This is a genomic window from Pseudomonas sp. zfem003 (assembly GCF_032621675.1).
GTDB classification, from domain to species: Bacteria; Pseudomonadota; Gammaproteobacteria; order Pseudomonadales; family Pseudomonadaceae; genus Metapseudomonas; species Metapseudomonas otitidis.
In genome coordinates, this window is record NZ_JAVYJG010000013.1 from 185,373 (window position 1) to 209,326 (window position 23,954).

Sequence of the window (23,954 nt, forward strand, 5' to 3'; positions counted from 1 at the left end):
CGGCCCCGCCCGCGCGGCCAGTGCCGCGCGGGCCTTCCTCTGCCCAGAAGACCTACAACAACCTCCCAGCGCGGATGAGGAGCATCAGTCATGCAGCAACGAAAAACCGGCAAGGCCATCACCGGCGGATTCATCCTGGCCCTGGGGCTCGGCGGCCAGGCCAGCGCCCATGAGCTCTACGCCGACGACGACACCCACCTGAACGCGGATGTCCTCGCCGTGTTCGGCTGGATGAACAGCCGCAAGAACTACGACGGCACCTCGGGCGGCTCCACCTGGCGCGAAGGCTTCGTCAAGTACGGCCTCAGCGGCGACCAGGGGCTTGGCGGCCGTGGCAGCGCCTACGGCGCCCTCAACTGGGTCAGCTCCGGCACCTGGGGCGATGGCGATGCCGGCGGCAACACGATCGGCCGCGAGCGCACCACCCGGATCGAGGACGCCTACCTGGGCTGGCGCTCCGGCGACCTGCTGCCGCAACTGGGCCAGGACGGCCTGGACCTCTCCGCCGGCCGCCAAGTGGTCAAGCTGGGGCGCGGCTTCATCGTCAACGACGACGGTCCCAACCTCGGCCAGGGCCCGGCCGACGGCGCCCTCGACCGCGGCGGTGCCTACTACATCGCCGCACGCCATGCCTTCGACCGCACCGCCGTCGTGCGCCTGGGCGGCGAGGACGGCCTGCACGGCAGCGCGGTGTGGCTGAAGTCGGACAACCGCGCCCAGGCCGAAACCGAGCTTGCCGCCGGCACCCTGGACTACACCGGCCAGGCCGGCACCCTGGGCCTGACCTGGGTACACGGCCTTGACGTGGCTGACCGCTGGGCCAGCGACTTCCAGAAGCAGCGCGAAGGCATGGACATCGCCAGCCTGCGCGGGGAGGGCGATGCCGGCATCGAACACGCCCACTTCGCCTTCGAGTACGCCTGGCAGGACAAGGACGCCGGCCGCGAGAAGGCCTGGTACGCCGAGGCCGGCTACACCTTCGCCGAGCTGCCCTGGACGCCGGACATCACCTACCGCTACACCCGCTACTCCGAAGGCTGGGATGCGCTGTTCACCGGCCTCAGCACCACCTACGGCACCTGGTTCCAGGGCGAGGTGGCGGCCAACTACGCCGGGCCGTTCAACCGCAACACCGGCATCCACCACCTTGGCCTGACGCTGCAACCCACCGAGACGGTGAAGGTCGGCGCGCTGTACTTCGACTTCCGCACCCTGCACGACCGCCAGAGCCTCGACCTGGATGCCCGCGAGCTGGACCTCTACGTCGAATGGGCGGCCACCGAGCACCTGATCATCACGCCGCTGATCGGTCTCTACCAGCCGGACAAAAGCGCCAGCAACGGCGGCAACCAGGTGGGCGGTAATGGCACCAATGTCTACAGCCAGTTGGTGGTGGCGGTGCCGTTCTAGGACAGGAGGCAGGCCTGCCGCTGGCGTTCAGGCCCGTTATCGACCCCATGCAGCGGATTGCAAATCCGCTGCATGTTCCCCCGGCGTCAGCCGCCCGAACCCCCTTGCCGCTGCATGTTGGCGGCGATGCGGCGGGTGGTGTCCACCAGCATGTCGGTCACCGTTTCCTGGCGCAGCAGCTTGAAGTCGTGGGTGGGGCCGACCACGGAGAGGCTGCCGAGGATGCTCTTGTCATCGAGGCTGAGGATGGGCGCGGCGATGCCGGTGAGGCCGATGTTCAGCTCGTCGCGGGTCAGGCAGTAGCCGTCCTTGCGGATGCGCTTGGCGGCCCGTGCGAACTCCGACCAGCTGCCGGCGCTGTAGGGGTTGCCGGGGTCCTTCGAAATGCGTTCCTCGAACAGCTTCTGCAGGCGCTTGCCCTTCTGGTAGGCCACCAGCACCTTCGACTGTGCGCCCCGGAACAGGGGCAGCGGCTGCCCCCGGCCGAAGGCGAAGTGGTAGGTGTCGCTGTTCTCGGTGATGTAGGTGTTGATGATGCGGTCGTCGTAGAAGACGCTGGCGAACACCGCCAGCCCGGTCTCTTCCGCCAGGGCATGCATCAGCTCGCGGCCGGCGCTGAGGATCGGGTCGTACTGCCGCATCATCCAGTCCAGTTCGATGATGCGTGGCCCCAGTCCATAGCTGCCGGCACCCACCCGGGTGAGCAGGCCGGCTTCGCACAAGTCCTTCACGTAGCGGTACACCGTGGCGCGGGAAAGCCCCATGCGCGAGGCGATGGTGTCCGGGTCCACCTGGAGTTGGTCGGGGCCGAAGAGGTCGAGGACGGCCAGGGTCTTGCTCAAGCTGCTCATTGGGGGCGTACCTGCGGGGCGGGCTGGGCGGTGGACGGAACGATACCGCGTTATGGCGTTTGAAAGGGGCTGGAAAATCTCATTTATCTCGTATTTTGAGCTTTTTGAGTCGTAATGCGTTGTGGTGCGTCATTCCGAGTGGAATAAATCTCACACCGAGTCATGCAACCCAGTGAGATCGCTTCCCATGAATGGTGCCGAACTGCTCATCAAGGCCGCTGTCGCCAGCGGGATCGAATACTGCTTCGCCAACCCCGGGACCACCGAGATTCCCCTGGTCGCCGCCCTGGCCGGCGAGCCCCGCCTGAAGCCCGTGCTGTCGCTGTTCGAAGGGGTCTGCACCGGCGCTGCCGACGGCTACGGCCGCATCGCCGAGCGACCGGCGCTGACCCTGACCCACCTGGGGCCGGGCTTCGCCAACGGCATTGCCAATCTGCACAACGCCCGCCGCGCCCACACGCCGATCGTCAACGTGATCGGCGACCACGCCTCCTGGCACGTCAACTACGACCCGCCCCTGGCCAGCGACATCGATGCCCTGGCCGGCGCCGTGTCCGGCTGGGTGCGCACCACCCGCAGTGCCGCGCTGATCGGTGAGGACTTGCAGAGCGCCGTGCAGGCTGCCTGGCAGCCCCGTGGCCAGGTCGCCAGCCTGGTGCTGCCGATGGACTTCCAGGCCCAGGCGGTCGGCCCGCTGCGGCCCCTCACGGCCATTCGCGCGCCGCAACGCCGCTACGACGACGCCAAGGTGGAGGCGCTGGCCCGCGCGCTGCGTGCCGGCAAGCGCCTGGTGTTCATCGTCGGCGACAGCGGCCTGTCGGAGGCCGGCCTGAAGGCGGCCGGTCGCCTGGCCGGCCTGCCGGGCGTGCGCTGCTTCGCCGAGACCTTCCCGCGTCTCAGCCAGCGGGGCGGCGGCCTGCCCGACCTGGACCGGCTGCCGTACTTCCCCGAGGTGGCCATCGAGATCCTCGACCAGTACGACGCGGTGGTCTGCGCCGGCGTACCCGAGCCCATCAGCTACTTCGGCTACGAGGGCATCCCCTCGCGCCTCGCCGAACGCGACCGGTTGCTGCACCTGGCCGAGGTGGGGGACGACGTGGCCGCCGCCCTCGATGCGCTGGCCGAGCTGATGGAGGCGCCGGACTGGGTGGCGACCCCGGTGGGTGTCGAGCTGCCGGCGGCCGATGCCGCCCTCACGCCGCAGTCCGTCGGCCGGGTGCTGGCGGCGGCCCTGCCGGAGGACAGCATCGTCTCGGTGGAGGGGGGCACCTGCGGCTACCCGTTCTTCACCGCCTCGGCCAACGCCGCGCGGCACCGGGTGATGACCAACACCGGCGGCGCCATCGGCCAGGGGATTCCGGTGGGCTTCGGTGCGGCCCTGGCCGAGCGCGGCAACCGGGTGTTCTGCCTGCAATCCGACGGCAGCGCCCAGTACACCATCCAGACGCTGTGGAGCATCGCCCGCGAGCAGTTGCCGGTGGTGATCCTCATCGCCGCCAACCACCGCTACGCGATCCTGCAGAACGAGCTGCGGCGCTTCGGCGTCAGCGAACTCGGCCCCGAAGCGCTGAGCCTCACCGAGCTGGACCGCCCCCGGGTCGACTGGAAGGCCCTGGCCAAGGGCTACGGCGTGCCCGCCAGCACCGTCCACAGCAACGCCGAGCTGCAGCGCGCCCTGGCGGTCGCCAGCGCGGCCGACGGTCCCTGCCTGATCGAAATGGCACTCTGACGGAGGCCCGCCCATGCACCCGATTCCCTTGCTTCCCAGCGTTCGCGCGTTCCTCGCCACGCCCCGCCAGCTGTTCATCGGCGGCACCTGGCAGGAGGCCGCCAGCGGGCGCCGCTTCAGCGTCGAGAACCCGGCCGATGAGTCGCCGATCGCCGAAGTGGCCCAGGGCGCAGCGGCGGATGTGGACGCCGCCGTCGCCGCCGCCCGTGCTGCCTTCGAAGGCCCCTGGCGGCGCGAGACCCCCGCCCGGCGCGGCCTGTTGCTGTGGCGCCTGGCCGAGCTGATCGAGGCCCACCAGGAGGAGCTGGCGCAGCTGATCACCCTGGAGAACGGCAAGCCCATCGCCAATGCCCGGGGCGAGGCCGCCAGCGCGGCCAACATCATCCGCTACTTCGCCGGCTGGCCCACCAAGATCGAGGGCGGCACGCTGCCGGTGTCGCCGGCCAGCGGGCCGATGCTCAACTACACCCTGCGCGAACCGGTGGGCGTCTGCGCGCTGATCGTGCCGTGGAACTTCCCGCTGACCATGTGCGTGTGGAAGCTCGGCCCGGCCCTGGCCACCGGCTGCACTGCGGTGCTCAAGCCCGCCGAGCAGACCCCGCTGGTGGCGGTGCGCCTGGTGCAACTGATCGAGGCGGCGGGCTTCCCCGCCGGCGTGGTCAACCTGGTGACCGGCTTCGGCGTGGACACCGGCGCGCCGCTGGCGCAGCACCCGGACGTGGACAAGATCGCCTTCACCGGCTCGACCCAGATCGGCCGGCTGATCGCTCAGGCGGCCACCGGCAACATGAAGAAGGTGTCCCTGGAGCTGGGCGGCAAGTCGCCGAACATTATCCTGCCGGATGCCGACATCGCCCGCGCCGCCAAGGGCGCTGCCGACGGCATCTTCTACAACCAGGGCCAGGTGTGCACCGCCGGCTCCCGGCTCTATGTCCACGACAGCGTGCTGGAGCCGGTGCTCGACGAGCTGCGCCGGCACGCCGCCGCCCATGTGCTGGGCGCGGGCCTGGTGCCTTCCACCACCCTCGGGCCGCTGGTCTCCGGCCGCCAGTGGGGCACCGTCAGCGGCTACCTGCAGCGTGGCCTGGCCGAGGGTGCCGAGCTGGTGTGCGGCGGGGCTCGCCCCGGGCACCTGGAGCGCGGCCACTTCATCGAGCCGACGGTGTTCCTCGACCGCGCCGAGCGCGCCTGCATCGCCCGGGAAGAGATCTTCGGCCCGGTGCTCACGGTGATGCGCTGGTCCGACCTGGACGACCTGGTGCTGCGCGCCAACGACTCGCCCTACGGACTGGCCGCCGGGGTCTGGACCCGCGACCTGCGCTCGGCGCACCGCATCGCCGCCGCGCTCAAGGCCGGCTCGGTGTGGATCAACTGCTGGAACGTGGTCGACCCGGCCTCGCCCTTCGGCGGCTACAAGCAATCCGGCTGGGGCCGGGAAATGAGCAAGCACGTGATCGACGCGTACACCGAGACCAAGAGCGTGTACGTCGATCTCGCCTGACGCACCCACGACAAGAGGAACGAACATGGATCTGGAACTGAACGGCCGCGTGGCCATCGTCACCGGCGGCGGCATGGGCATCGGCAAGGAGGTCGCCCGCTTCCTGTCCCAGGAGGGCTGCAAGGTGGTGGTCTGTGCGCGGCGCATGGAATACCTGAAGCAGGCCGCCGAGGAGATCAGCGCCGAAACCGGCAACGAGGTGCTGCCGCTGTTCTGCGACACCAACGACATGTCCGCCGTGGCCGACATGGTCAGCGAGACCCAGCGCCACTTCGGCCGCATCGACATCCTGGTCAATGGCGCCGCCGCGCCCTCGGGCGTGGTGCGCAACGACATCGAGCACGCCGGCGACGATGAGTTGCTGGCGGACCTGAACACCAAGGTCATCGGCTACTTCCGCTGTGCCAAGGCCGTGACGCCGCACATGAAGGCCGCCGGGTTCGGCCGCATCATCAACATCGGTGGCCTCACCGGGCGCGGCAGCAAGGTGCTCTCGGGCATGCGCAACCTGGCCATCGCCCACATGACCAAGACGCTCTCCGACCAGCTCGGCCCGTTCGGCGTCACCGTCAACCTGATCCACCCCGGCGTGGTGGACACCCCGCACATCCAGGAGCTGTACGAGCGTGAAGGCCTCAAGCAGGGCAAGACGCCGCAGCAGGTGGAGCAGGGCTACATCGACGCCACGCCCATCCGCCGCACCCTGCAACCCATCGAGATGGGCTGGCTGATCGGCTTCCTGGCATCACCCAAGGCCGGCGCGGTCACGGGCGAATCCATCGGCATCGATGGCGGCCTGACCCGCGGCATCTTCATCTGAGGAGGACCTGACATGAGTAACGGAACGCTGCTCGTCGCCACCGTCGGCCAGGCCGTGATCCGCAGTGCCGACCAGGGCCGCAGCTGGCACCGCCTGGGGCTCGGCCAGCCGCTGGAGTTCGACGCCATCACCCGCTCGCTGAGCCTCAGCCCGCAAGCGCCGGAGGTGATCTACGCCGGCGCCGACGTGGGCCTGATCGTCAGCCGCGACGTGGGCAACAGCTGGACGCGGGTGGAGTCGCCGTTCAACGGCCAGACCGTGTGGAAGGTCGCCGTGGACCCGCAGGACCCGCAGCGGATCTTCGTCGGCACCGGCGCCCCGTCCCGCGCGGTGCTCTGGCGCAGCCTGGATGCCGGCGCCAGCTGGTACCGGGTGCCGGTGGAGATCCCCGAGTTCTGCGGCGGGGTGAACCGCCCCCGGCTGCTGGCCTTCGCCTACGACCCGTCCGACCGCCAGCAGGTCTGGTTCGGCCTGGAGGAGGGCGGCCTGTTCCACAGCCGCGACGGCGGCGACACCTTCACCCGCGTCGATGACCGCCTGCTGTGGGACTACAACTCGGACATCCACAACATCCAGGTGCTGCCCAACCACGGGCGCAAGGTGATCGTGGTCGCCTGTGTCAACGCCGTCTACCGCAGTGTCGACGAGGGCCTGACCTGGGAGGGCACCCTGGCCCGCGAAGCCTTCGGGCTCTACTACGTGCGTGCGCTGAACGCCCCGCTGGGCAGCCAGGACACGCTCTTCCTGAGCATCTCCGACGGCACGCCGGGCACCACCAGCAAGATCCTGGTCTCCCGCGATTGCGCGGCGAGCTGGGAGGTCCTGCCCCTGCCGCAGCAGCCCAACTCCTGTGTCTGGGCCATCGCCTTCGACCCGTCCAATCCGCGTCGCATCGTCGCCGGGACCAAGTACGGCCACCTGTTCACCTCGGAGAACGGCGGCGATGGCTGGCAGAAGCAGTGGCGCGACTTCAGCGAGATCGCCGACGTGCTCTGGACCCCGGCGGTGGCCGACATCCGTCCGGCGCACCAGTCCATCGTCACCCCGACCATCGCCACCCAGCCCTGAGGAGACCGCCATGAAAGTCGAGGTCGTACGGACCCACCTGTCGCTCTTCGTGCGTGACCCGGCGCACTCCGCGCGCTGGTACGCGGACATCCTCGGGATGCACGAGAGCGCCCGTGGCGAGCGCTGGATCATGATGGCGTTCGGCAGCAAGCACCATGACATCGCCCTGATCGAGGCCGAGCCCGGCGCCCAGCAGGGCGGCCTGGGGTTGCAGCACTACGGGCTGGAGATCGCCGGCGACATGGACACGCTGCGGGGCCTCTACGGCATGTTGCTGGCCAAGGGCGTGGAGGTGGTGAAGATCACCGACCACGAGATCGGCCACGGGGTGTACTTCAACGACCCGGACGGCAACCGCCTCGAATTCTTCCTCGAAACCGACCACGACGACGCACGGGCCAAGGCGCGCTTCAAGGCCGCTGGCGCACCGAGCCGTCATTTCCATCTCGACCCCCTCTGAGGAACCGCCCATGAAACCGAACACCTTCGCCCACTACCACATCCGCAAGTGGTACAGCTTCGTCGAGGAAACCCTGGCCAACGAGAGCGGCCAACTGGCCGACGGCGAGCCACTGTTCAAGTACGTGGTCGCGGCGGCGATCCACAACCCCTATGCCGGTCGCTTCAGCCAGGACCTCGCCGAGCTGGTGGAGGGCTCGCCGGAACTGGGCCGCGAGTTCGGTCGGCGCATCCGGGAGCTGGCCGGCGAGCGCGCCATCGAGAGCTACGGCAAGGCCTGCCTGGTGGGCACCCAGTGCGAGTACGAGCACGGCAACGCCTTCCTCACCAACCCGGCGGCCGACCCGGTGCGCCTGGCGCTCGGGGGCGGCAAGTCCTGGGTGCCGTCCACCGGCAAGCGGAGCGCGCCGGGGGCGACCATCGACGTGCCGCTGGCCCACAAGGACGCGCTCTACGTGCGCTCCCACTACGACACGGTTTCCGTGTCCTTCGGCGACGGCCCCGCGCCGGACGAGGTGATCATCATCTGGGCTTTCGCCACCCGTGGCCGCCTGCATGCGCGCCTGGGCGGCCTGGCAGCCCAGGACATCCAGGGCGACAACGGCCTGGTCTGAGGTGCGCCTTGGCGCCGGGGAGACGTGATGGTTGCGCACAGCCTGTTCTTCAACAACCGCAGCGGCCTGCGGCTGCACCACCTGCGCTGGGGCGAGCCCGGCGGCATTCCGGTGCTGCTGCTGCACGGCTTGCGCGCCTATGCCCAGACCTGGGAGGCGCTGGCCGGCGCCCTGGGGCCGGGTTACTGCTGCCATGCCCTGGACCAGCGCGGCCGGGGCCTGAGCGACTGGGCCGACTGGCCCAGCTACCGCACCGAGGTCTACGTGGACGACCTGGAGGATTGGGTGGCGCACCTGGGGCTCGGGCGCTTCGTGCTGGTGGGGCACTCCCTGGGCGGCGCCAACGCGCTGGAGTATGCGCGGCGCAACCCGGGGCGGCTGCGGGCGCTGGTGATCGAGGACATCGGCCCCGGCTCCTCCAGCAGCAGCCAGGGCGCCGAGCGCATCCGCCGGGAGATGCGCGAGACGCCCCTGCGCTTCGCCGACTGGGCCGAGGCGGAGGCCTTCTGGCGCCAGGCGCGCAGCGGGCTCTCGGCGCAGGGGCTGGCCGCGCGCCTGGCCCATTCGATGAAGGCCGATGGCCAGGGCGTCACCTGGCGGCATGACCAGCAGGGCATCGCCGAGGCCCGCCTGAGCATCGAGCCGACGGACCTCTGGCCGGCTGTGCGGGCGCTCGACTGCCCGGCGCTGTTCATCCGCGGCGGCCGCTCGGACTTCCTGCCATCGGCGATGCTGGCGGCCCTGCGCGAGGCCAATCCGAACATTGCGACGGCGGAAATCGCCAATGCCAGCCACTATGTGCACGACGAACAGGGCACGGCGTTCAACCGCCTGGTGGCCCTGTACCTCGACGAGCAGCTGGCACGACAACAACAAGAAGCGGGTGAGAGAGCATGAGACGCGAACGCACGGAGGTGGTGATCGTCGGCGCGGGGCCGAACGGCATCACGGCGGCCCACTACATGGGCCTGTACGGCATCGATTGCGTGGTGCTGGAGCTGGCCGAGGAGATCCTGCCCTATCCACGCGCGGTGGGCATGGACGACGAGGCGCTGCGGGTGCTGCAGACCGTCGGCGTGGCCGACCTGGCCCACCGCGACATGATCAGCAACGTCCCGCTGCGCTACTACAACGCGCGGGGCGTGTGCTTCGCCGAGGTGAAGCCGAGCACCGCCCAGTACGGCTGGCCGATGCGCAATATCTTCATGCAGCAGTTGCTCGAACGCACCCTGCGGGACGAACTGGCCGGGCGCGAGCACGTGGATGTCCGCCTGGGCCATGAAATGCTGGCGCTGGAGCAGGACGACGACGGCGTGACGCTCCAGGTCAAGGATCGCCAGGGCGAGGTCTACGCGCTCCAGGCCCGCTACGTGATCGCGGCGGACGGCGGTCGTTCGGCGGTGCGCAAGCAGCTGGGCATCGAGCTGGTGGGGCTGACCCACCCACGCAAGTGGGTGGTGGTGGACGCCACCAACGATTCCCTGGATGCGCCCTACACGGCCCTGCACGCCGACCCGCAGCGGCCCTTCGTGTGCATCTACCTGCCGTACCGCCAGCGCCGCTGGGAATTCATGCTGATGGAGCACGAGGACGAGGCGAAGATGTGCGAGGAGGCCAACATCCGCCGGCTCATCCGTGGTCACATCGGCGAGGCCGTGGACCAGCTGGAGATCGTCCGCATCCGCGCCTACACCCACAACTCGCGGGTGGCCGAGCGCTTCGTGGAAGGGCGGGTGGCGCTGATCGGCGATGCCGCGCACATCTCCCCGCCCTGGGCCGGGCAGGGGCTCAACTCCGGCCTGCGCGACGTGGCCAACCTGTGCTGGAAGATCGCCGCCGTGCTCAAGGGCCGTGCGCGCCCGGCGCTGCTGCAGACCTACGACACCGAGCGCCGCGGGCACGCGCTGGACCTCATCTCGCTGGCCGACAACATGGGCGCGGTGCTGGGCCTGACCAACCCGCTGATGGCCGGGGTGCGGGACTGGATGTTCCAGGCGGTGAACACCGTCGACAGCCTGCGTTCGCACCTGCTGGAGTTCAAGTTCAAGCCCAAGGCGACCATCTCCAAGGGCTTCGTTCACCACGAGCGCCCCGACCTGCGCGAAGGCGACCTGGAGGGGCAGCTGTTCATCCAGCCCTTCGTCGAGGACGGCCAGGGCGGCCGCCAGCGCCTGGACGAGGTGCTGGGCCCCTGGTTCGCGGTGATCGGCTACCGGGTCAACCCCGCAGCGGGGCTGTCGGCACAGACCCGTGCCTTCTGGGACGGGCTGGAGACGCGCTTCATCCAGGTCAACCGCTCGCGCAGCGGCCCTGGTCGTCACCAGCCCCTGGTGGCCGAGGGCGCCATCAGCGTGGAGGACGTCGATAACCAGCTGGGCGACTGGTTCGCCAGCGCCCGCGACAGCATCGTGGTGGTGCGGCCGGATCGCTTCATCGCCGCCATCACCACCCCCGAGCGCCTGGACGAAGTGCTGGGCAAGCTGGCGAGGCAACTGGCGTGAGCCGGGGTGCCGGGTTGGCGGCCGCCCTGTTGCAGGCCCAGGCCCGCGCGACGCCTCTGGCGCCCGCCTGCGGCGAGGGGCTGACGCTGGACGACGGGTTGCAGGTGCAGCACCAGGCACTGGCCCGGCGCCTGGCGGCAGGTGAACGCCTGACGGGGTGGAAGGTGGCCTTCGCCGGCGCTGCTGCCCAGCGCCGCTTCGGCCTGAGCGAGCCGGTGTACGGCGCGCTGACCGACGCCATGTGTGTGCCGCCGGGTGCCACGCTGGCGCTGGGCGGGCTGGTCCAGCCGAAGCTGGAGGTGGAACTGGCGCTGATCCTCGGTGCGCCGCTGCGGCCGGGCACCTGGGACGACGCGGCACTGCTCGGGGCGGTGGCGGCGGTGGCGCCGGCGTTCGAGGTGGCGGATTGCCGCTGGTCGGGATGGCGGTTCGGCGCGGGGGCGTTCCTTGCGGACAACGCGGCGGCGGCCCTCTACTGCCTGGGCGAACCCCAGGCGTTCGGCCCGGCGCATCACGCCGGGCTGGACTGGCGGCTGGAATCCGAGGGTGCCGTGCTGGGTGCGGGCAGCAGCCCGGGAGAGGGCGATGCGCCGTTGCCCAATGCCTGCTGGGCCTTGCGTCGCCTGCTGGCCGACGGCGCCTCGTTGCAGCCCGGCCAGGTGATTCTCAGCGGGGCGCTGCTGCCGCCGCTGGACATCCGGCCGGTGGAGTACCGCTTGCGGATGCTGGGCACGGAACTTGCCCTGAGGTTCGTCCAGGACGATTCCTGAGCCAGGGAGGCGTGCTCAATGGCTGGCGCCGCTCGGCGCCGGAGGAGAGACCCAGATGTTGGCTGAAGTGCGTTCCTTCGATGATTCCCAGCAACACGCCGGCTCGATCCTGGGCTGGAACCAGGTCTACGACCAGCTGGGGCGGGGCCACCTGTCCAGCGAGCTGCAGCAGGTGGCCGCCGAGCGCTTCCAGATCTTCCAGGAAACCCTGGACAAGCGGGTGGTGCAGCACGGCTGCGCGCCCCGTGGGCGGCTGTGCATCGCCATGTCGCTGGGGGCGGGGCGCTTCCCGGTGGTGCAGGGCTACGAGGCCGGCCCGCAGAGCGTGCCGTTGCTGCGCGACGGCGAGGAGTTCCTGCTGCACGCGCCGGAGGGCATGAGCTTCTTCGCCATCAACATCGACGCCGAGCGGTTCGCCCGCCTGGCGGAGGTCGAGCTGTCCCGCGAGCAGCTCGGTGCCCTGCGCACTCAGCCGCAGATGGCCGTCTCCCGTGCGGTGCTGGAGCGGGTGCGGAGCCGGATCCAGCCGGTGTTCAGCGCGCTGGTCAAGGGTGACATAGCCCTGGACCGGGCGTGCGAGGCGCGTCTGGAAGAGCAGTTGCTGGAGACCTTCCTCGACCTGTTCATCCATGCGCGGGACACCCCCCGGGACCGCCGTGGCAATGTCGCCGTGTCGGCCTACCTGGTGCGCAAGTGTCAGGAGATCGCCCTGGCCAACACCGACGAGTTGCCGAGCATCCTCGCGCTCTGCGAGCAACTGCGGGTCAGCCGTCGCACCCTGCAGAGCAGCTTCCAGCTGGTGGCCGGCATGCGCCCGGTGGAATACCTGCGCACCCTGCGCCTGAATGCGGTGCGCCGCCGCCTGACCAGCACGCCCGCGAGCGTGCTGAACGTCGGTGAGGCGGCGGCGGAGCAGGGCTTCTATCACCTCAGCCATTTCTCGGCGCGCTACCGCGAGCTGTTTGGCGAATGCCCCTCGGAAACGCGGCGGCCCTGAACGGGCGCCCTCAACGGGCAGCGAAGCGCTGGGCGCCCAGGGCGGCCATCTGCTCGGGGTTGCTCGAGCGGGTGATGCTGCAGGCGTTCCAGAGATCTTCCAGGCTGTGCCGTTGTGCGGCGTCGAGGGCGGCCTGGAGGTAGCCGGGGTAGTGCAGGGTGCCCCCGCCCAGGACGATGCGCTGGGGGTTGAGCAGGTTGACCAGGGTGGCGATACCCAGGCCCAGGCAGTGGCCGGCCCGGTGGACGAGGGCCTGGGTGGTCGGATCGCCGGCGGCCAGCCGGGCGTTGAGGGTGGCGGCATCCACCCCGGCCCGGGCCAGGAGGCTGGCGCCGCTGGCCAACTGATCCAGCGTGCGCGGGCCGTCGTCGGTGGCGAGGGGGATGCTGCCCAGTTCGCCCGCCCAGCCACGGCTGCCCTCCAGCACCCGGCCGCCTTGCTGGATGGCCGCGCCAATGCCGGTGCCGATCATGACGACGGCGGTGTCGACATCCGGTTCGGCAGCGGTTTCGTGGTGCAGCGCGGCCCTGACGTCATTGATCAGTCGCACCCGGCCGGCGAGGGAGGTGAGGTCGTCGGCCTTCAGGCCCTGCAGGGCGGGCAGCACGTCCGACAGCCGCAGTTCGTGGTCGCCGATCACCAGCCCCGGCAGGGCGATGCCGATGCGCTCCACCGGCTCGCCCAGGTCCTGGATGAACGCCGCAAGGGCCTGTGTCAGTTGTGCCGGGGTGAAGTCCGGGCCGGTGGCCACCTTGCGGCTCCGGGGGTTGCCGGGCTCGCCGGCCAGCATGAGCAGCTTGGTTCCGCCGACATCGACGCCGAGTACGGCCATGGTGAGGCTCCTGGTCAGGGGGAGGGGCCTTATGAGACCACAGGCGAGGGGAAACGATGCAGGCCGTCAGGGGAGCGCGGCCAGGCCTCGCTGGAGGTGCTCGATGGCCCGTTCGGCCCGGCTGGACAGGGGCCACTCGGCGCGGTGGATCAGCCAGAGCCTGTCCACCACCTGCGCCTCCAGCTCGGCGACCTGGATTGCGGCCTGGTTGGCGAAGGCCTGGCGGGCGTAGCGCGGCAGCACGGCGAAGCCGAGGCCACGGGCGACCGGTTCGAGGATCAGGCCGACCTGGTTGCTGAAGCCGCGCAGCGGCAGGCTGTGCAGGCCCGGATGGCCGGGGAAGCAGCGGCTCAGCAGGCGGCCGGCCATGGCCTGGCCGTCGGGGTGGTCAATCATGCCCAGGCGCTGCAGGTCGCCCCAGTCGCGGGCCTGTTCGCCCGCCGGCAGGACCAGCTCCAGGGGCTCCTCGGCAAACAGCCGGGCCTCCAGGCGGGCGTCGTCCGGCCTGAGGCTGACCAGCCCCAGCTCGAAGCGGTTGTCCAGCACGGCGGCGAGCACTTCGCTGTCCGGCGCGAAACGGTGGCGCACCACCAGGCCCGGATTGGCCTGCTGCAGGTCCAGCAGCAGGGGGTAGAGCACCAGGCCGATGCTGCCGGGGCTGATGAGGCTGATGTCGCCCTCGTCGGCCCGGGCCTCGTCCAGCCGCTGCCGCAGACGCTGGTCGGCGCGCTGCAGTTCGCTGCAGTAATCCAGCAGGGCGTGGCCGGCGGGTGTCAGTTCGATCTGCCGGGGCCGGCGGATCAGCAGCGGGCCGAGGCGTTCTTCCAGGTGGCGGATGTGCTGGCTGACAGCAGCCTGGGTGAGGTCGAGGCGTTCGGCCGTGCGGGTGAAGTTGCCCAGCTCGGCCAGGTGTTCGAAGGTCAACAGCCATTGGGGATTGAGCATAACGATAACTTATCAATTCAATAATCGTGGCGTGGTTCTAATTATAGCGATGCCTCCTTAGGCTGCTCCCATCATCAACGACAGGAGCTTTCGCCATGACCGCGACCTATCCCCGCAGCTTTTCCCACATCGGCCTTTCGGTGACCGACCTCGATGCGGCGGTGACCTTCTACACCGAGGTACTCGGCTGGTACCTGATCATGCCGCCCACCACCATCACCGAGGACGACTCGGCCATCGGCGTGATGTGCACCGACGTGTTCGGTGCGGGGTGGGGCTCGTTCCGCATCGCCCACCTGTCCACCGGTGATCGCATCGGCGTGGAGATCTTCCAGTTCCCCAATGCCGAGCGTCCGTCCGGCGAGTTCCAGTACTGGAAGGGCGGGGTGTTCCACTTCTGCGTGCAGGACCCGGACGTGGAGGGCCTGGCGGCCCGGATCGTCGCCGCCGGCGGCAAGCAGCGCATGCCGATCCGTGAGTACTTCCCCGGCGAGAAGCCGTACCGGATGGTCTACATGGAAGACCCCTTCGGCAACATCCTGGAGATCTACAGCCACAGCTATGAGCTGACCTACGCCGCCGGCGCCTACCAGTGACCGGCTGCGCCGGCCGCCCTAGCCGTTCTCGGCGGGGCGGTCGTTGGCCTGGCGGAAGGCGTTGGGCGACTGGCCGCTGAGGCGGCGGAAGAAGCGCGAGAAGTAGGTGGGATCGCTGAAGCCCAGGCTGTCGGAAACCTGGGCGATGGTCATGTTGGTGTAGATGAGGCTGCGCCGGGCCTCCAGCAACAGGCGCTGATGGATGATCTGCAGCGCGCTCTGGCCCGCCAGCCGGCGGCACAGGGTATTGAGGTGGACGCTGGAGAGGTCCAGCCGGTGGGCGAGGGTCTCCACCGTGAGGTGTTCGCGGTAGTGCTGCTCCACCAGCTTGATGTAGCGGCCCAGCAACTGCCGGTTGCGCTCGTCGCGGCCACTGGGCGGGGTGTTCTGCTGGCGCTGGCGGGTGATCCACACCACCAGCACGTTGACCAGGGACGCCAGCACCAGGTCGCGGGAGGCGGCGCTGCCTTCGTACTCCTGCAGCAGGGCGGCGAACAGTGTGCTGATGTAGCGGCGGTCGCGGCCCACCGGGTAGCAGCCCGAGGAGGCCAGCACCGCCAGCGGCGCGCCCAGCTGCTGTTCCAGGCGCTCCACCAGCGGCGCGCCGAGGCTGAGCACGTAGCCTTCGATGTTCTCGGAGAACTGGAAGCCATGGACGCACAGCGGTGGCGTCACCTGGATGGAGGGTTCGTCGACGGGGCTGCGCCGGCCCTCCACCTCCACCACCGCCTGGCCGCGCTGCACGTAGAGCAGCTGGAACAGGTCGGCATGGCGGTGCGGCTTGATCTCCCAGTGGTGCAGGCTGCTGCGCTTGGGGATGGACTCGCAATGCAGCAGGTCGGGTGTCGGCCAGGCCTGGTTCTCGCCGTAGAGCTTGAACACGGGCACGCCGGGGATGCGGTCGGTCATGGAGGGCCTGGTACGGATCAGCGGTGGATGGCTGCCCGATAATCGGACGCTGTTTTCAAAAGTGCAATTCCTGGTGCGGAAAACACCCTTCTTTTCCCATTCTTGTCAGCAAAAATGCAGGGGCATCCAAGCCACTCGTTTGCGGTCGCTGCCAGCCATCGGGCCGCAACGCCTCACTGAGAGACAAGAACAATGAAAACCCAGGTTGCCATCATCGGTGCCGGTCCTTCGGGCCTGCTGCTCGGCCAGTTGCTGCACAAGGCCGGTATCGACACCCTCATCATCGAACGCCAGACCCCCGACTACGTTCTCGGCCGCATCCGTGCCGGCGTGCTGGAGCAGGGCACGGTGGACATGCTCCGCGAGGCCGGCGTGAGTGCCCGGATGGACGCCGAGGGGCTGGTGCACGAGGGCGTCGAACTGGTGTTCGACGGCAAGCGGGTGCCGATCCACCTGAGCGAACTCACCGGCGGCAAGAGCGTGATGGTCTACGGCCAGACCGAGGTCACCCGCGACCTGATGGAGGCCCGCGCCGCCAGCGGTGCGCCGACCCTCTACGGTGCCAGCAACGTGGCGCTGCACGAGCTGAAGGGCGAGCGCCCCTACGTCACCTTCGAGCACGCTGGCGAGCAGGTCCGGGTCGACTGCGACTACATCGCCGGCTGCGACGGCTTCCACGGCGTGTCGCGCCAGAGCATCCCGGCCGGGGTGCTCACCGAGTACGAGCGCGTGTACCCCTTCGGCTGGCTGGGCCTGCTGTCCGACACCCCGCCGGTTCACGAGGAACTCATCTACGCCCAGCACCCGCGTGGTTTCTCCCTGTGCAGCCAGCGTTCCCTGACCCGCAGCCGCTACTACCTGCAGGTGCCGCTGACGGACAAGGTGGAGGACTGGTCCGACGAGCGCTTCTGGACCGAGCTGAAGGCGCGCCTGCCGGAGGAGGTGGCCGCGCGCCTGGTGACCGGGCCGTCCCTGGAGAAGAGCATCGCCCCGCTGCGCAGTTTCGTGGTGGAGCCCATGCAGTACGGCCACCTGTTCCTGGTGGGGGATGCCGCCCACATCGTCCCGCCCACCGGCGCCAAGGGCCTGAACCTGGCGGCGTCTGACGTCTGCTACCTCTACCGCATCCTGGTCAAGGTCTATCGCGAGGGGCGCACCGACCTGCTGGAGAAGTACTCCGAACTGGCCCTGCGCCGGGTCTGGAAGGGCGAGCGCTTCAGCTGGTTCATGACCAACCTGCTGCACGACTTCAACGGCCACCAGGACGCCTGGGACCAGAAGATGCAGCAGGCCGACCGCGAGTACTTCCTCAGCTCCCGGGCGGGGCTGGTGAACATCGCCGAGAACTATGTGGGCCTGCCTTACGAGCGGGTGGAGTGAGGCCTGTCCGGTGATTGTGGAAGGCCCCCGGTGACCCAGGTTGCCGGGGGCTTTTTCATGAGTCGAGCGCTTATGCTGCGGCGTTCGCCGGTCTAACGCGGCAGTTCGATCCGCTCCTGTTCCCCCGGCACCACCGGCCAGTCGGCTGCTGCCCAGCGCTGGCGGGCCGCGTCGATCAGGGCCGGGTCGCTGGCGACGAAGTTCCAGTTCATCCGCCTCGGGCCGTCCAGGGGGGCGCCGCCGATCATCACCAGGTGCGCTTCGCTGCAGGCGCTGAGGCTGAAGGTCTCGCCCTCGGGGAGCACGGTAAGGCTGTGGCGTTCCAGGGGCTGGTCGTCGAGCAGGGCTTCGCCGTCCAGCAGGTAGAGGGCGCGCTGCGGGTGCTCGTCGGGCAGCAGCAGGGTGGCGCCGGTCTGCAGGCGCAGCTCGGCGTAGAGGGTGGGGCTGGTGACCGGCACGGGGGATTCCAGGCAGAAGCCGTGGCCGGCGATGAGGCGGATGCTCACCCCCAGGCTGTCCTGCTGCGGCAGGCTGGCGGCGGGGTGGTGGCTGTAGCGGGGGGCGCCTTGTTCCTGCTCACGGGGCAGGGCGAGCCACACCTGCAGGCCGTGCAGGCGCGAGCCGCTGGCGAGCAGCTCGGCCGGGGTGCGCTCGACATGGGTGACGCCGGCGCCGGCGGTCATCCAGCTGACGTCACCGGGCCCCACGCGCTGGTCGGAGCCGAGGCTGTCCTTGTGCTGCAGCGTGCCCTCGAACAGGTAGGTGAGGGTGGAGAGGCCGATGTGCGGATGCTGGCGCACGTTCATGCCCTGCCCGGGGGCGAAGGCGGTGGCGAGCATGTGGTCGAAGAACACGAAGGGGCCGACGCTGCGGCACTGGGCCGAGGGGATCGGCCGGAGGATGGGCAGCCCCGCCACGTCTTCGGGGCGGGGGCGGATCACGAGGGGGTTGGTCATGGGCGGCTCCGGCGGGCTGAGCGGCAAGCATAGCGCCGCGCCGGAGCCGGTGGCGTCACTGGCTGAAGTTGCCTTCGGCCAGGCGCGTTTCGATCTTCACCTCGGTGGTGGTCATCAGCTTGTGGATCGGGCACTTGTCGGCGATGCGCAGCAGGGTGGCGCGCTGCTCGTCGGTGAGGGCGCCGCGCAGGGTCAGCTTCACGCTCACGCCGTAGTGGCCCTCCTTCTCGCGGCTGCTGTCGTGGACCACTTCCACGCCCACGCCGGTCAGCGGGATGTCGTGCTGGCGGGCGTAGTAGGTGACGGTCAGCGCCTTGCAGGCGCCGAGGGCGGTGTCGAAGTAGTCATGGGGTTCGGGCGCGCTGCCGTCGCCGCCCAGGGTCTTGGGCATGTCGGTGAACAGCTCGTGGGTTTCGTCGACGCGGATGGCGTGGCGGTAGCCGTCGGCGGATTCGGTGGTGACGGTGATGGTCATCGGCAGTCCTCGGGTCGTGGGTTCATGGGGCTCCCGGCGTGTGCACGGGGGGCGTGGTGTTTGGAGCCTGCAAGCGGGCCGGGTGTTCCCGGGATTTTCCGTCCATGGCGTTGCGGGGGCTGGCCGGGCGCGCCAGCGGGTCGTACCAGAGCTCCGCGCGGCCGAGGGGCGCCGTGTCGGGCAGGTCGGGGTTCTGCAGTTCGATCACCCGGCGCTGGTCCAGGCGGGCGCGGCGGATGCTCTCGCCGTGGCGGCGCTGGAACAGCTTCTCGAAGCTGCCATCGGCAATGGCCCGCTCCAGCCCGAGCTCGAGGGCAGCCGTGAGGTCTGGGCGCGCCTTCGAGGTGAAGAAATAGAGGGCGGTGGGGTAGTGCAGCACCAAGTGCTCGTCGACGACAAGGTCGAGCCCCTGCTCGCGGGCTCGCTGCTCCTCGTCCCAGGCCACCACCACCTCGCGTGGGAACAGCTCGAAGCGCTTGGCCTGGAGCATGCGGAACAGGCCTTCGTAGCTCGGCGAGGTGAGCACGGTCAGGCCGTTGGCACGCAGGATGGCGGTGTCGGGCCAGTCATGGCGCTGGCCGATGCGCAGCGTCTTGAGGTCGTCCAGGCTGTTGATGCTGGCCAGGCGCTGGGCCTGGTCTGCCCGTACCAGCGGGACGCGCCAGCCGATCAGGCCCTTGTAGATGGGGATGCGGATGGGCGCGAGCACCGCTTCGCGCTCCCGCGTGGTCATGGCCCACATCACCTGGAAGTTGCCGTCGTTCTGCTCCAGGGAGTACTGGGCGCGGGACTGCGGCACCGGTTCGAGGCTGGGCTCCAGGCGGTAGTCGCCGCCGCTGTGGTCCAGGGCCAGCCGCAGCAGCTCGACCACGTATGCCTCCGGGTCGGCACCGTGGGAATGCATCGGGTAGACCAGGCGCTCGGCGGCGCCGACGGTGCAGGCAACACAGGCGAGAAGCAGCGGGAGGCAGCGTTTCATGGCGAAGGCTCTCGTGGCAGCTGGGCAAGCATAATCCGTAAATCCGGTCAGATCATTCTCTGAACCCGGCAAGCGAAGCGCGGGTCTACCTCGGCAAGCACCCTGGAGGACTTTGCCTTGCCCCTGACCCGAACCTGCCTGGCCACGCTGCTGGCGTTCTGCGCACTGGCGGCGAAGGCGCGTGATTACCACTACAGCGACGCGCACCTGCATTACGTGGACTTCTTTCAGGAAAGCGACGGCATGCGCCCGCTGCTTGAGGCCATGGACAAGGGCGCCATCGACCACGTGATGATTGCCGGCGTGCCGGTGGCCAAGAAGTGGCACGAGGACGAGCCCAAGCGCCCGCGCTACTACGCCGGCGACGATGCCGGCGCCTACTGGTACAGCGCCACCGACGTGCTGGTGGCCGATGCGGTGAAGCGCCTGCCGGAGGCGCAACGCGGGCGCTTCCATCCCTTCCTCAGCGGCTTCAACCCCAACGACAAGAACGCCGATGCCCACATCCGCCGGATGCTGGAGCTGGACCCGGGGCTGTGGCAGGGGATCGGCGAGGTGTTCACCCGCCACGACGACCTCACCGCCCTGATCGACGGCGACACGCCACGGGCCAACAACGAGGCCATGGCCCGCGTCTACCACCTGGCCGCCGAATACGACCTGCCGGTGATGCTGCACTCCAACATCACCTCCAAGCGCGAGCGCAACCCGCTGTACCTGGCGGAACTGGAAGAGCCGCTGCGCAACCACCCCCATGTGCGCTTCATCTGGGCTCACGCCGGCACCAGCAAGGAGATCCACCGCCACCAGACGAAGCTGGACTTCCTCCTGCCGACCCTGGAGCGCCTGCTGGAGAGTTACCCGAACCTTTATGTCGACCTGTCCTGGACGGTGCTGCAGCCCTACCTGCTGGACCGGGACGGCCGCGCCGACCCGCAGTGGGTGGCGCTGGTGAAGCGCTACCCCGAGCGCTTCATGCTCGGCTCCGACGTGGTCGGCCGCTTCGACGGCCTGGGCGAGTACCTGAGCGCCTACGACCCCTTCCTTGACGCCTTGCCCGAGGCGGTGGCGCGCCAGGTGGCACGGGACAACTTCCTCGCCGTGCTGCCGCGCCACGTGCGCCCGGCCAAGGGCGCGGCCGACTGAGCCGGCCCGGCCCAGGGCGCCTGGGCCGGGGGGCTCACAGGGTGAGCTGCAGGCGCTTGACCAGGGCGCCGGGGAGCAGGGAGGAGAGGGTCTGGCGTTCGCCGTAGGTGCTGGCGGAGAGGCGCAGCTGGCGTTCGGCGGTGAGGGCTTCGAGCTGCTCGCCGAAGAGGTCGAAGAGGCTGTCGTCGAAGCGCATGGTGCTGACCGGCGCCTGGATGTGGCCGTCCTCCACCCAGAAGGTGGCGAAGCGGGTCATGCCGGTGATGCGGGCGGCGGGCAGGTCGGACCAGTTCAGGTACCAGAGGTTGCCGATGTAGAGGCCGGTGCCGAGGGCGGCGAGGGCGTCCGCCTCGGGCAGGGTGCCGGCGTCCATCACCAGGGCCTGGGGGCTCTCGTCGCCGCTGGCGCCGTTGCCGGCCAGGCCGTATTCCCGGGCGCTGCGCGAACCCACCAGGCGACCGGTGAGGCGCCCTTGTTCGATGAGGGCGACATCGCTGCGCGGCGAGCCTTCGGCGGTGAAGGCCGGGGACAGGGCACCGGCCACCTGCTCGTGCAGGCCCAGCAGCGGGCTGAAGCGGGCGCCGTCGCCGTCCAGGCGTTGCAGCGGGCTTTCCTTGGTCGCCAGGGCGCGGGCGGAGAAGCCGCCCCAGCAGAGCATGCCGGTGATCTCCTCCAGCGCCGCCGGGGCGATGTAGGCGCGGTAGCCGCCGGGTGCCAGCACGCGCAGCGGCTTGCCCAGGTGCTCCAACTGGGCGCGGGCGGCGGCGAAGCGGCGATGGAATTCGTCGTCGTTCCAGCCCTGGCCGGCGTAGTCGGCCTTCACCGCCTGGCCGTTGGCGTGGAACAGGCTGAAGTCGAAGTTGAAGCAGTGGGCGCTGTGCCAGCCGAAGGCGCCCCAGCTGTTGGTAAAGCCCCGGTAGAGCGGGCCGGCGGCATAGATGCCGACCAGGTCCAGGCCTTCGGCGGCGGCGCTGATGCAGGGCAGCACGGCGGCCGGGTCGGGCAGCGGCTGGGTGTCGACGTGGCGCCGCTGCCAGGGCGTGCGGTCGGGCATCAGGTAGGGATCGGGCGGCAACTGGCCGATCACCGCGCGCAGGCGTTCCAGGCCGTCGGCCAGGCGCTGGCGGTCTTCGTCCGGCTGGCCGGAGAGGGTGACGGCCATCTGCGCCTGGCGCTCGGCGGCGATCAGCTGCAGGGTGGCCCCGGCCTGGGACACGTGGCCGGCCTGGCGCACGCGGGCGTGGTTGAAGCGGATGAAGTCGGAGGCCTCGGCGCTGTACCACAGGGTGAAGTCCTCGCCGGGGCGCATGGCCTGGCGCAGGGCGTCGGCGAGGGCGGCGAAGCCGGCTTCGCGGGCGTCGATCTGGATGCTCATCAGGCGGCACCTCCGAATACGTCGACCTGGCTGAATACGCAGGCGGGGGAGGCATGGCCCACCCGCACCACCTGGTTGGGCTCGCCCTTGCCGCAGAAGGGCGTGCCGAGCACTTCGAAGGTGCTGGCGTCGCCCACTGCCGCGAGGCTGCGCCAGAAGCTGGCGGAGATGCCCCGGTAGTTGGGGTTCTTCACCACCCCCTTGAGCTCGCCGTTTTCGATGAGCTGACCCCATTCGCAGCCGAACTGGAACTTGTTGCGCGCGTCGTCGATGGACCAGGAGCGGTTGGTGGTCATCAGGATGCCGCGCTCGATGCCGCCGATCAGCTGCTCCAGGCGCTGGTCGCCGGGCTCGATGTTGAGGTTGGCCATGCGGTCGATGGGCGCGCGGTTCCAGCTGCAGGCGCGGCTGTTGGCGACGCCCGGCAGGCCGCTGCGTTGCTGCGAGAGAGCGCCGCCGAGGGGGCGCAGGAGCAGGCCCTTCTCGATCAGCAGGGTTTTTTGCGCGGCGCTGCCGTCGTCGTCGTGGCCGTAGCTGGCCAGTTCCTCGGGGATGCCCGGGTCGAAGCTGACGTTGAGCAGCGCCGAGCCGTACTGGTAGTGGCCGAAGTCTTCCTGGCGGATGAAGCTGGTGCCGGCGTAGTTGCGCTCGTCGCCGAGGATGCGGTCCAGCTCCAGCGGGTGGCCGATGGATTCGTGGATCTGCAGCATCATCTGCTCGGGCATCAGCAGCAGGTCGCGCGGACCTTCCGGGGTGTTGGGCGCCAGCAGCAGCTGCAGCGCCTCGTCGGCCACGCGCGGGGCCGCGCCGCGCAGCCCGAGCCGCTGGATGACCTCGGCGCCACCCTGCTGGCCGCCGTGGTAGCCGCCGAAGCTGCGGGTCTGGCTGTCGTGGCCGTCGAAGGCGGTGACGCTGGCGCCGGGGTAGACGAATTGCAGTTCCTGCCAGTGCTCGGCGCCGGCGCTATTGAGGTAGAGCTGCTCGTGGCGGTCGACGCTGAGCAGCAGGGTCCAGTTGACCAGGCGCGGGTCGGCGGGCACCGCGGCGGACTCCTCGCGCAGCAGTTCGATGCGCTCGGCGATGCCGGGCAGCGGCCGGTCGAGGCCGGGGGAGCGGTAGTCGGCGTGGCCCTGGGGCGGCGCGACGCGGGCGTCGACCAGGTTGTACGGGGCGATCAGCCGGGCGCGCGCTTCGGCCAGGTCGAGGGCGCGCTGCAGGCCGGCGGTGCTGAGGTCGCTGGTGGCGGCATAGGCTTCGACGCCGCCGATGCGCACGCTGAGCATGGCGCCCAGGTCGCTGGAGAAGAACGGCGGCTCGGCGACGTTGCGCCGTACCTGGCAGTGCTCACCGCTCTGGCGGACGATGCGCAGGGCGTGGAAATCGGCGCGGCTGCGCAGGGTGGAGAACTGCTGCTTGAGTCGTTCGAACACGGGGCACTCCCAGGAAGCGGAAAGGCGAGCGCGCATGGTCGCGCGGCACGCGCGGATGGACAAGAACGGGGGCGGAAAGGTGTTGTGACATTTGCACGGTGGGTCGCCGAGGGCCGTCATCGCTCAAGGGCGCGACTTCGCTGGAGTCAGGAATGGGTAAATAGGCGGTAAAGAGGCTTTGCCTGGCCCCGCCGAGTGCTTATCGTGCACG

General features: G+C 69.7%; 23 protein-coding genes. 14 read left to right on the forward strand and 9 right to left on the reverse strand.

What is annotated here, in order from left to right:
- Positions 1-90 precede the first annotated feature (90 nt).
- Positions 91-1,410, forward strand: coding sequence for an alginate export family protein (locus tag RTK35_RS28000; RefSeq protein ID WP_316909507.1), 1,320 nt, complete (start codon positions 91-93; stop codon positions 1,408-1,410).
- An 86-nt stretch (positions 1,411-1,496) separates the two neighbouring features.
- On the opposite strand, the gene RTK35_RS28005 is transcribed toward RTK35_RS28000, so the two are convergent.
- Complete coding sequence (locus tag RTK35_RS28005) at positions 1,497-2,261, reverse strand: IclR family transcriptional regulator (RefSeq protein ID WP_074969440.1); 765 nt, start codon at positions 2,259-2,261, stop codon at positions 1,497-1,499.
- A gap of 187 nt (positions 2,262-2,448) precedes the next feature.
- Here RTK35_RS28005 and RTK35_RS28010 point away from each other — a divergent pair, with 187 nt between their 5' ends.
- The 10 genes from RTK35_RS28010 to RTK35_RS28055 are packed head-to-tail and all read left to right on the forward strand — an operon-like array spanning position 2,449 to position 12,720.
- Positions 2,449-3,990 (forward strand): acetolactate synthase large subunit, encoded by a 1,542-nt coding sequence (locus RTK35_RS28010; RefSeq protein WP_316909508.1) that lies wholly within the window; start codon positions 2,449-2,451, stop codon positions 3,988-3,990.
- Positions 3,991-4,003: 13 nt separating this feature from the next.
- Positions 4,004-5,491 carry an aldehyde dehydrogenase family protein gene (locus tag RTK35_RS28015; RefSeq protein ID WP_074969444.1) on the forward strand — a complete coding sequence of 496 codons (1,488 nt, stop codon included), beginning with the start codon at positions 4,004-4,006 and terminating at the stop codon, positions 5,489-5,491.
- 25 nt (positions 5,492-5,516) lie between these two features.
- Positions 5,517-6,311, forward strand: a complete 795-nt coding sequence (locus RTK35_RS28020) for an SDR family NAD(P)-dependent oxidoreductase (protein ID WP_074969446.1) — start codon at positions 5,517-5,519, stop codon at positions 6,309-6,311.
- 12 nt (positions 6,312-6,323) lie between these two features.
- Entirely contained in the window at positions 6,324-7,379 is a 1,056-nt protein-coding gene (locus RTK35_RS28025) for a glycosyl hydrolase (protein ID WP_316909509.1), read from the forward strand.
- Positions 7,380-7,389: 10 nt separating this feature from the next.
- Positions 7,390-7,839 (forward strand): VOC family protein, encoded by a 450-nt coding sequence (locus RTK35_RS28030; RefSeq protein ID WP_074969451.1) that lies wholly within the window; start codon positions 7,390-7,392, stop codon positions 7,837-7,839.
- 10 nt (positions 7,840-7,849) lie between these two features.
- Positions 7,850-8,452: an amino acid synthesis family protein gene (locus RTK35_RS28035; protein ID WP_316909510.1), complete on the forward strand. Its 603-nt coding sequence runs from the start codon at positions 7,850-7,852 to the stop codon at positions 8,450-8,452.
- A gap of 27 nt (positions 8,453-8,479) precedes the next feature.
- Positions 8,480-9,349, forward strand: coding sequence for an alpha/beta hydrolase (locus RTK35_RS28040; RefSeq protein WP_316909511.1), 870 nt, complete (start codon positions 8,480-8,482; stop codon positions 9,347-9,349).
- Positions 9,346-10,953 (forward strand): bifunctional 3-(3-hydroxy-phenyl)propionate/3-hydroxycinnamic acid hydroxylase, encoded by a 1,608-nt coding sequence (locus tag RTK35_RS28045; protein ID WP_236210824.1) that lies wholly within the window; start codon positions 9,346-9,348, stop codon positions 10,951-10,953. The genes RTK35_RS28040 and RTK35_RS28045 overlap by 4 nt, the downstream gene beginning before the upstream one ends.
- Positions 10,950-11,723: a 2-keto-4-pentenoate hydratase gene (locus RTK35_RS28050; RefSeq protein ID WP_410478717.1), complete on the forward strand. Its 774-nt coding sequence runs from the start codon at positions 10,950-10,952 to the stop codon at positions 11,721-11,723. Before RTK35_RS28045 ends, RTK35_RS28050 begins: the two co-directional genes overlap by 4 nt.
- 55 nt (positions 11,724-11,778) lie before the next feature.
- Positions 11,779-12,720: a helix-turn-helix domain-containing protein gene (locus RTK35_RS28055; protein ID WP_284546692.1), complete on the forward strand. Its 942-nt coding sequence runs from the start codon at positions 11,779-11,781 to the stop codon at positions 12,718-12,720.
- Positions 12,721-12,730: 10 nt separating this feature from the next.
- Here RTK35_RS28055 and RTK35_RS28060 read toward each other — a convergent pair whose 3' ends face one another.
- A complete protein-coding gene (locus tag RTK35_RS28060) occupies positions 12,731-13,552 on the reverse strand; it encodes an ROK family protein (RefSeq protein WP_316909512.1) in 822 nt (273 codons plus the stop codon).
- Positions 13,553-13,618: 66 nt separating this feature from the next.
- The gene (locus RTK35_RS28065) at positions 13,619-14,497 is read right to left on the reverse strand and encodes a LysR family transcriptional regulator (RefSeq protein WP_316909513.1); all 879 of its coding nucleotides are present in this window, start codon (positions 14,495-14,497) and stop codon (positions 13,619-13,621) included.
- A 95-nt stretch (positions 14,498-14,592) separates the two neighbouring features.
- Here RTK35_RS28065 and RTK35_RS28070 point away from each other — a divergent pair, with 95 nt between their 5' ends.
- Positions 14,593-15,093 (forward strand): lactoylglutathione lyase family protein, encoded by a 501-nt coding sequence (locus RTK35_RS28070; RefSeq protein WP_044407880.1) that lies wholly within the window; start codon positions 14,593-14,595, stop codon positions 15,091-15,093.
- Positions 15,094-15,111: 18 nt separating this feature from the next.
- Here RTK35_RS28070 and RTK35_RS28075 read toward each other — a convergent pair whose 3' ends face one another.
- Positions 15,112-16,002: a helix-turn-helix domain-containing protein gene (locus RTK35_RS28075; RefSeq protein ID WP_236214974.1), complete on the reverse strand. Its 891-nt coding sequence runs from the start codon at positions 16,000-16,002 to the stop codon at positions 15,112-15,114.
- A gap of 192 nt (positions 16,003-16,194) precedes the next feature.
- On the opposite strand from RTK35_RS28075, the gene pobA reads away from it, so the two are divergent.
- Positions 16,195-17,382, forward strand: a complete 1,188-nt coding sequence (pobA, locus tag RTK35_RS28080) for a 4-hydroxybenzoate 3-monooxygenase (RefSeq protein WP_316909514.1) — start codon at positions 16,195-16,197, stop codon at positions 17,380-17,382.
- Positions 17,383-17,474: 92 nt separating this feature from the next.
- On the opposite strand, the gene RTK35_RS28085 is transcribed toward pobA, so the two are convergent.
- The 3 genes from RTK35_RS28085 to RTK35_RS28095 are packed head-to-tail and all read right to left on the reverse strand — an operon-like array spanning position 17,475 to position 19,792.
- A complete protein-coding gene (locus tag RTK35_RS28085; protein ID WP_316909515.1) occupies positions 17,475-18,338 on the reverse strand; it encodes a pirin family protein in 864 nt (287 codons plus the stop codon).
- Positions 18,339-18,393: 55 nt separating this feature from the next.
- Positions 18,394-18,813 (reverse strand): OsmC family protein, encoded by a 420-nt coding sequence (locus RTK35_RS28090; protein WP_074969475.1) that lies wholly within the window; start codon positions 18,811-18,813, stop codon positions 18,394-18,396.
- A 22-nt stretch (positions 18,814-18,835) separates the two neighbouring features.
- Complete coding sequence (locus tag RTK35_RS28095; RefSeq protein ID WP_316909516.1) at positions 18,836-19,792, reverse strand: hypothetical protein; 957 nt, start codon at positions 19,790-19,792, stop codon at positions 18,836-18,838.
- A 102-nt stretch (positions 19,793-19,894) separates the two neighbouring features.
- Between RTK35_RS28095 and RTK35_RS28100 the strand changes: the two genes are divergently transcribed.
- Positions 19,895-20,938, forward strand: a complete 1,044-nt coding sequence (locus tag RTK35_RS28100; RefSeq protein WP_410478719.1) for an amidohydrolase family protein — start codon at positions 19,895-19,897, stop codon at positions 20,936-20,938.
- Positions 20,939-20,972: 34 nt separating this feature from the next.
- On the opposite strand, the gene RTK35_RS28105 is transcribed toward RTK35_RS28100, so the two are convergent.
- Together RTK35_RS28105 and RTK35_RS28110 are read right to left on the reverse strand one after the other, a co-directional pair.
- Positions 20,973-22,313, reverse strand: coding sequence for a TldD/PmbA family protein (locus tag RTK35_RS28105; RefSeq protein WP_316909518.1), 1,341 nt, complete (start codon positions 22,311-22,313; stop codon positions 20,973-20,975).
- A complete protein-coding gene (locus RTK35_RS28110) occupies positions 22,313-23,743 on the reverse strand; it encodes a TldD/PmbA family protein (RefSeq protein ID WP_316909519.1) in 1,431 nt (476 codons plus the stop codon). Before RTK35_RS28110 ends, RTK35_RS28105 begins: the two co-directional genes overlap by 1 nt.
- Positions 23,744-23,954: the final 211 nt, after the last annotated feature.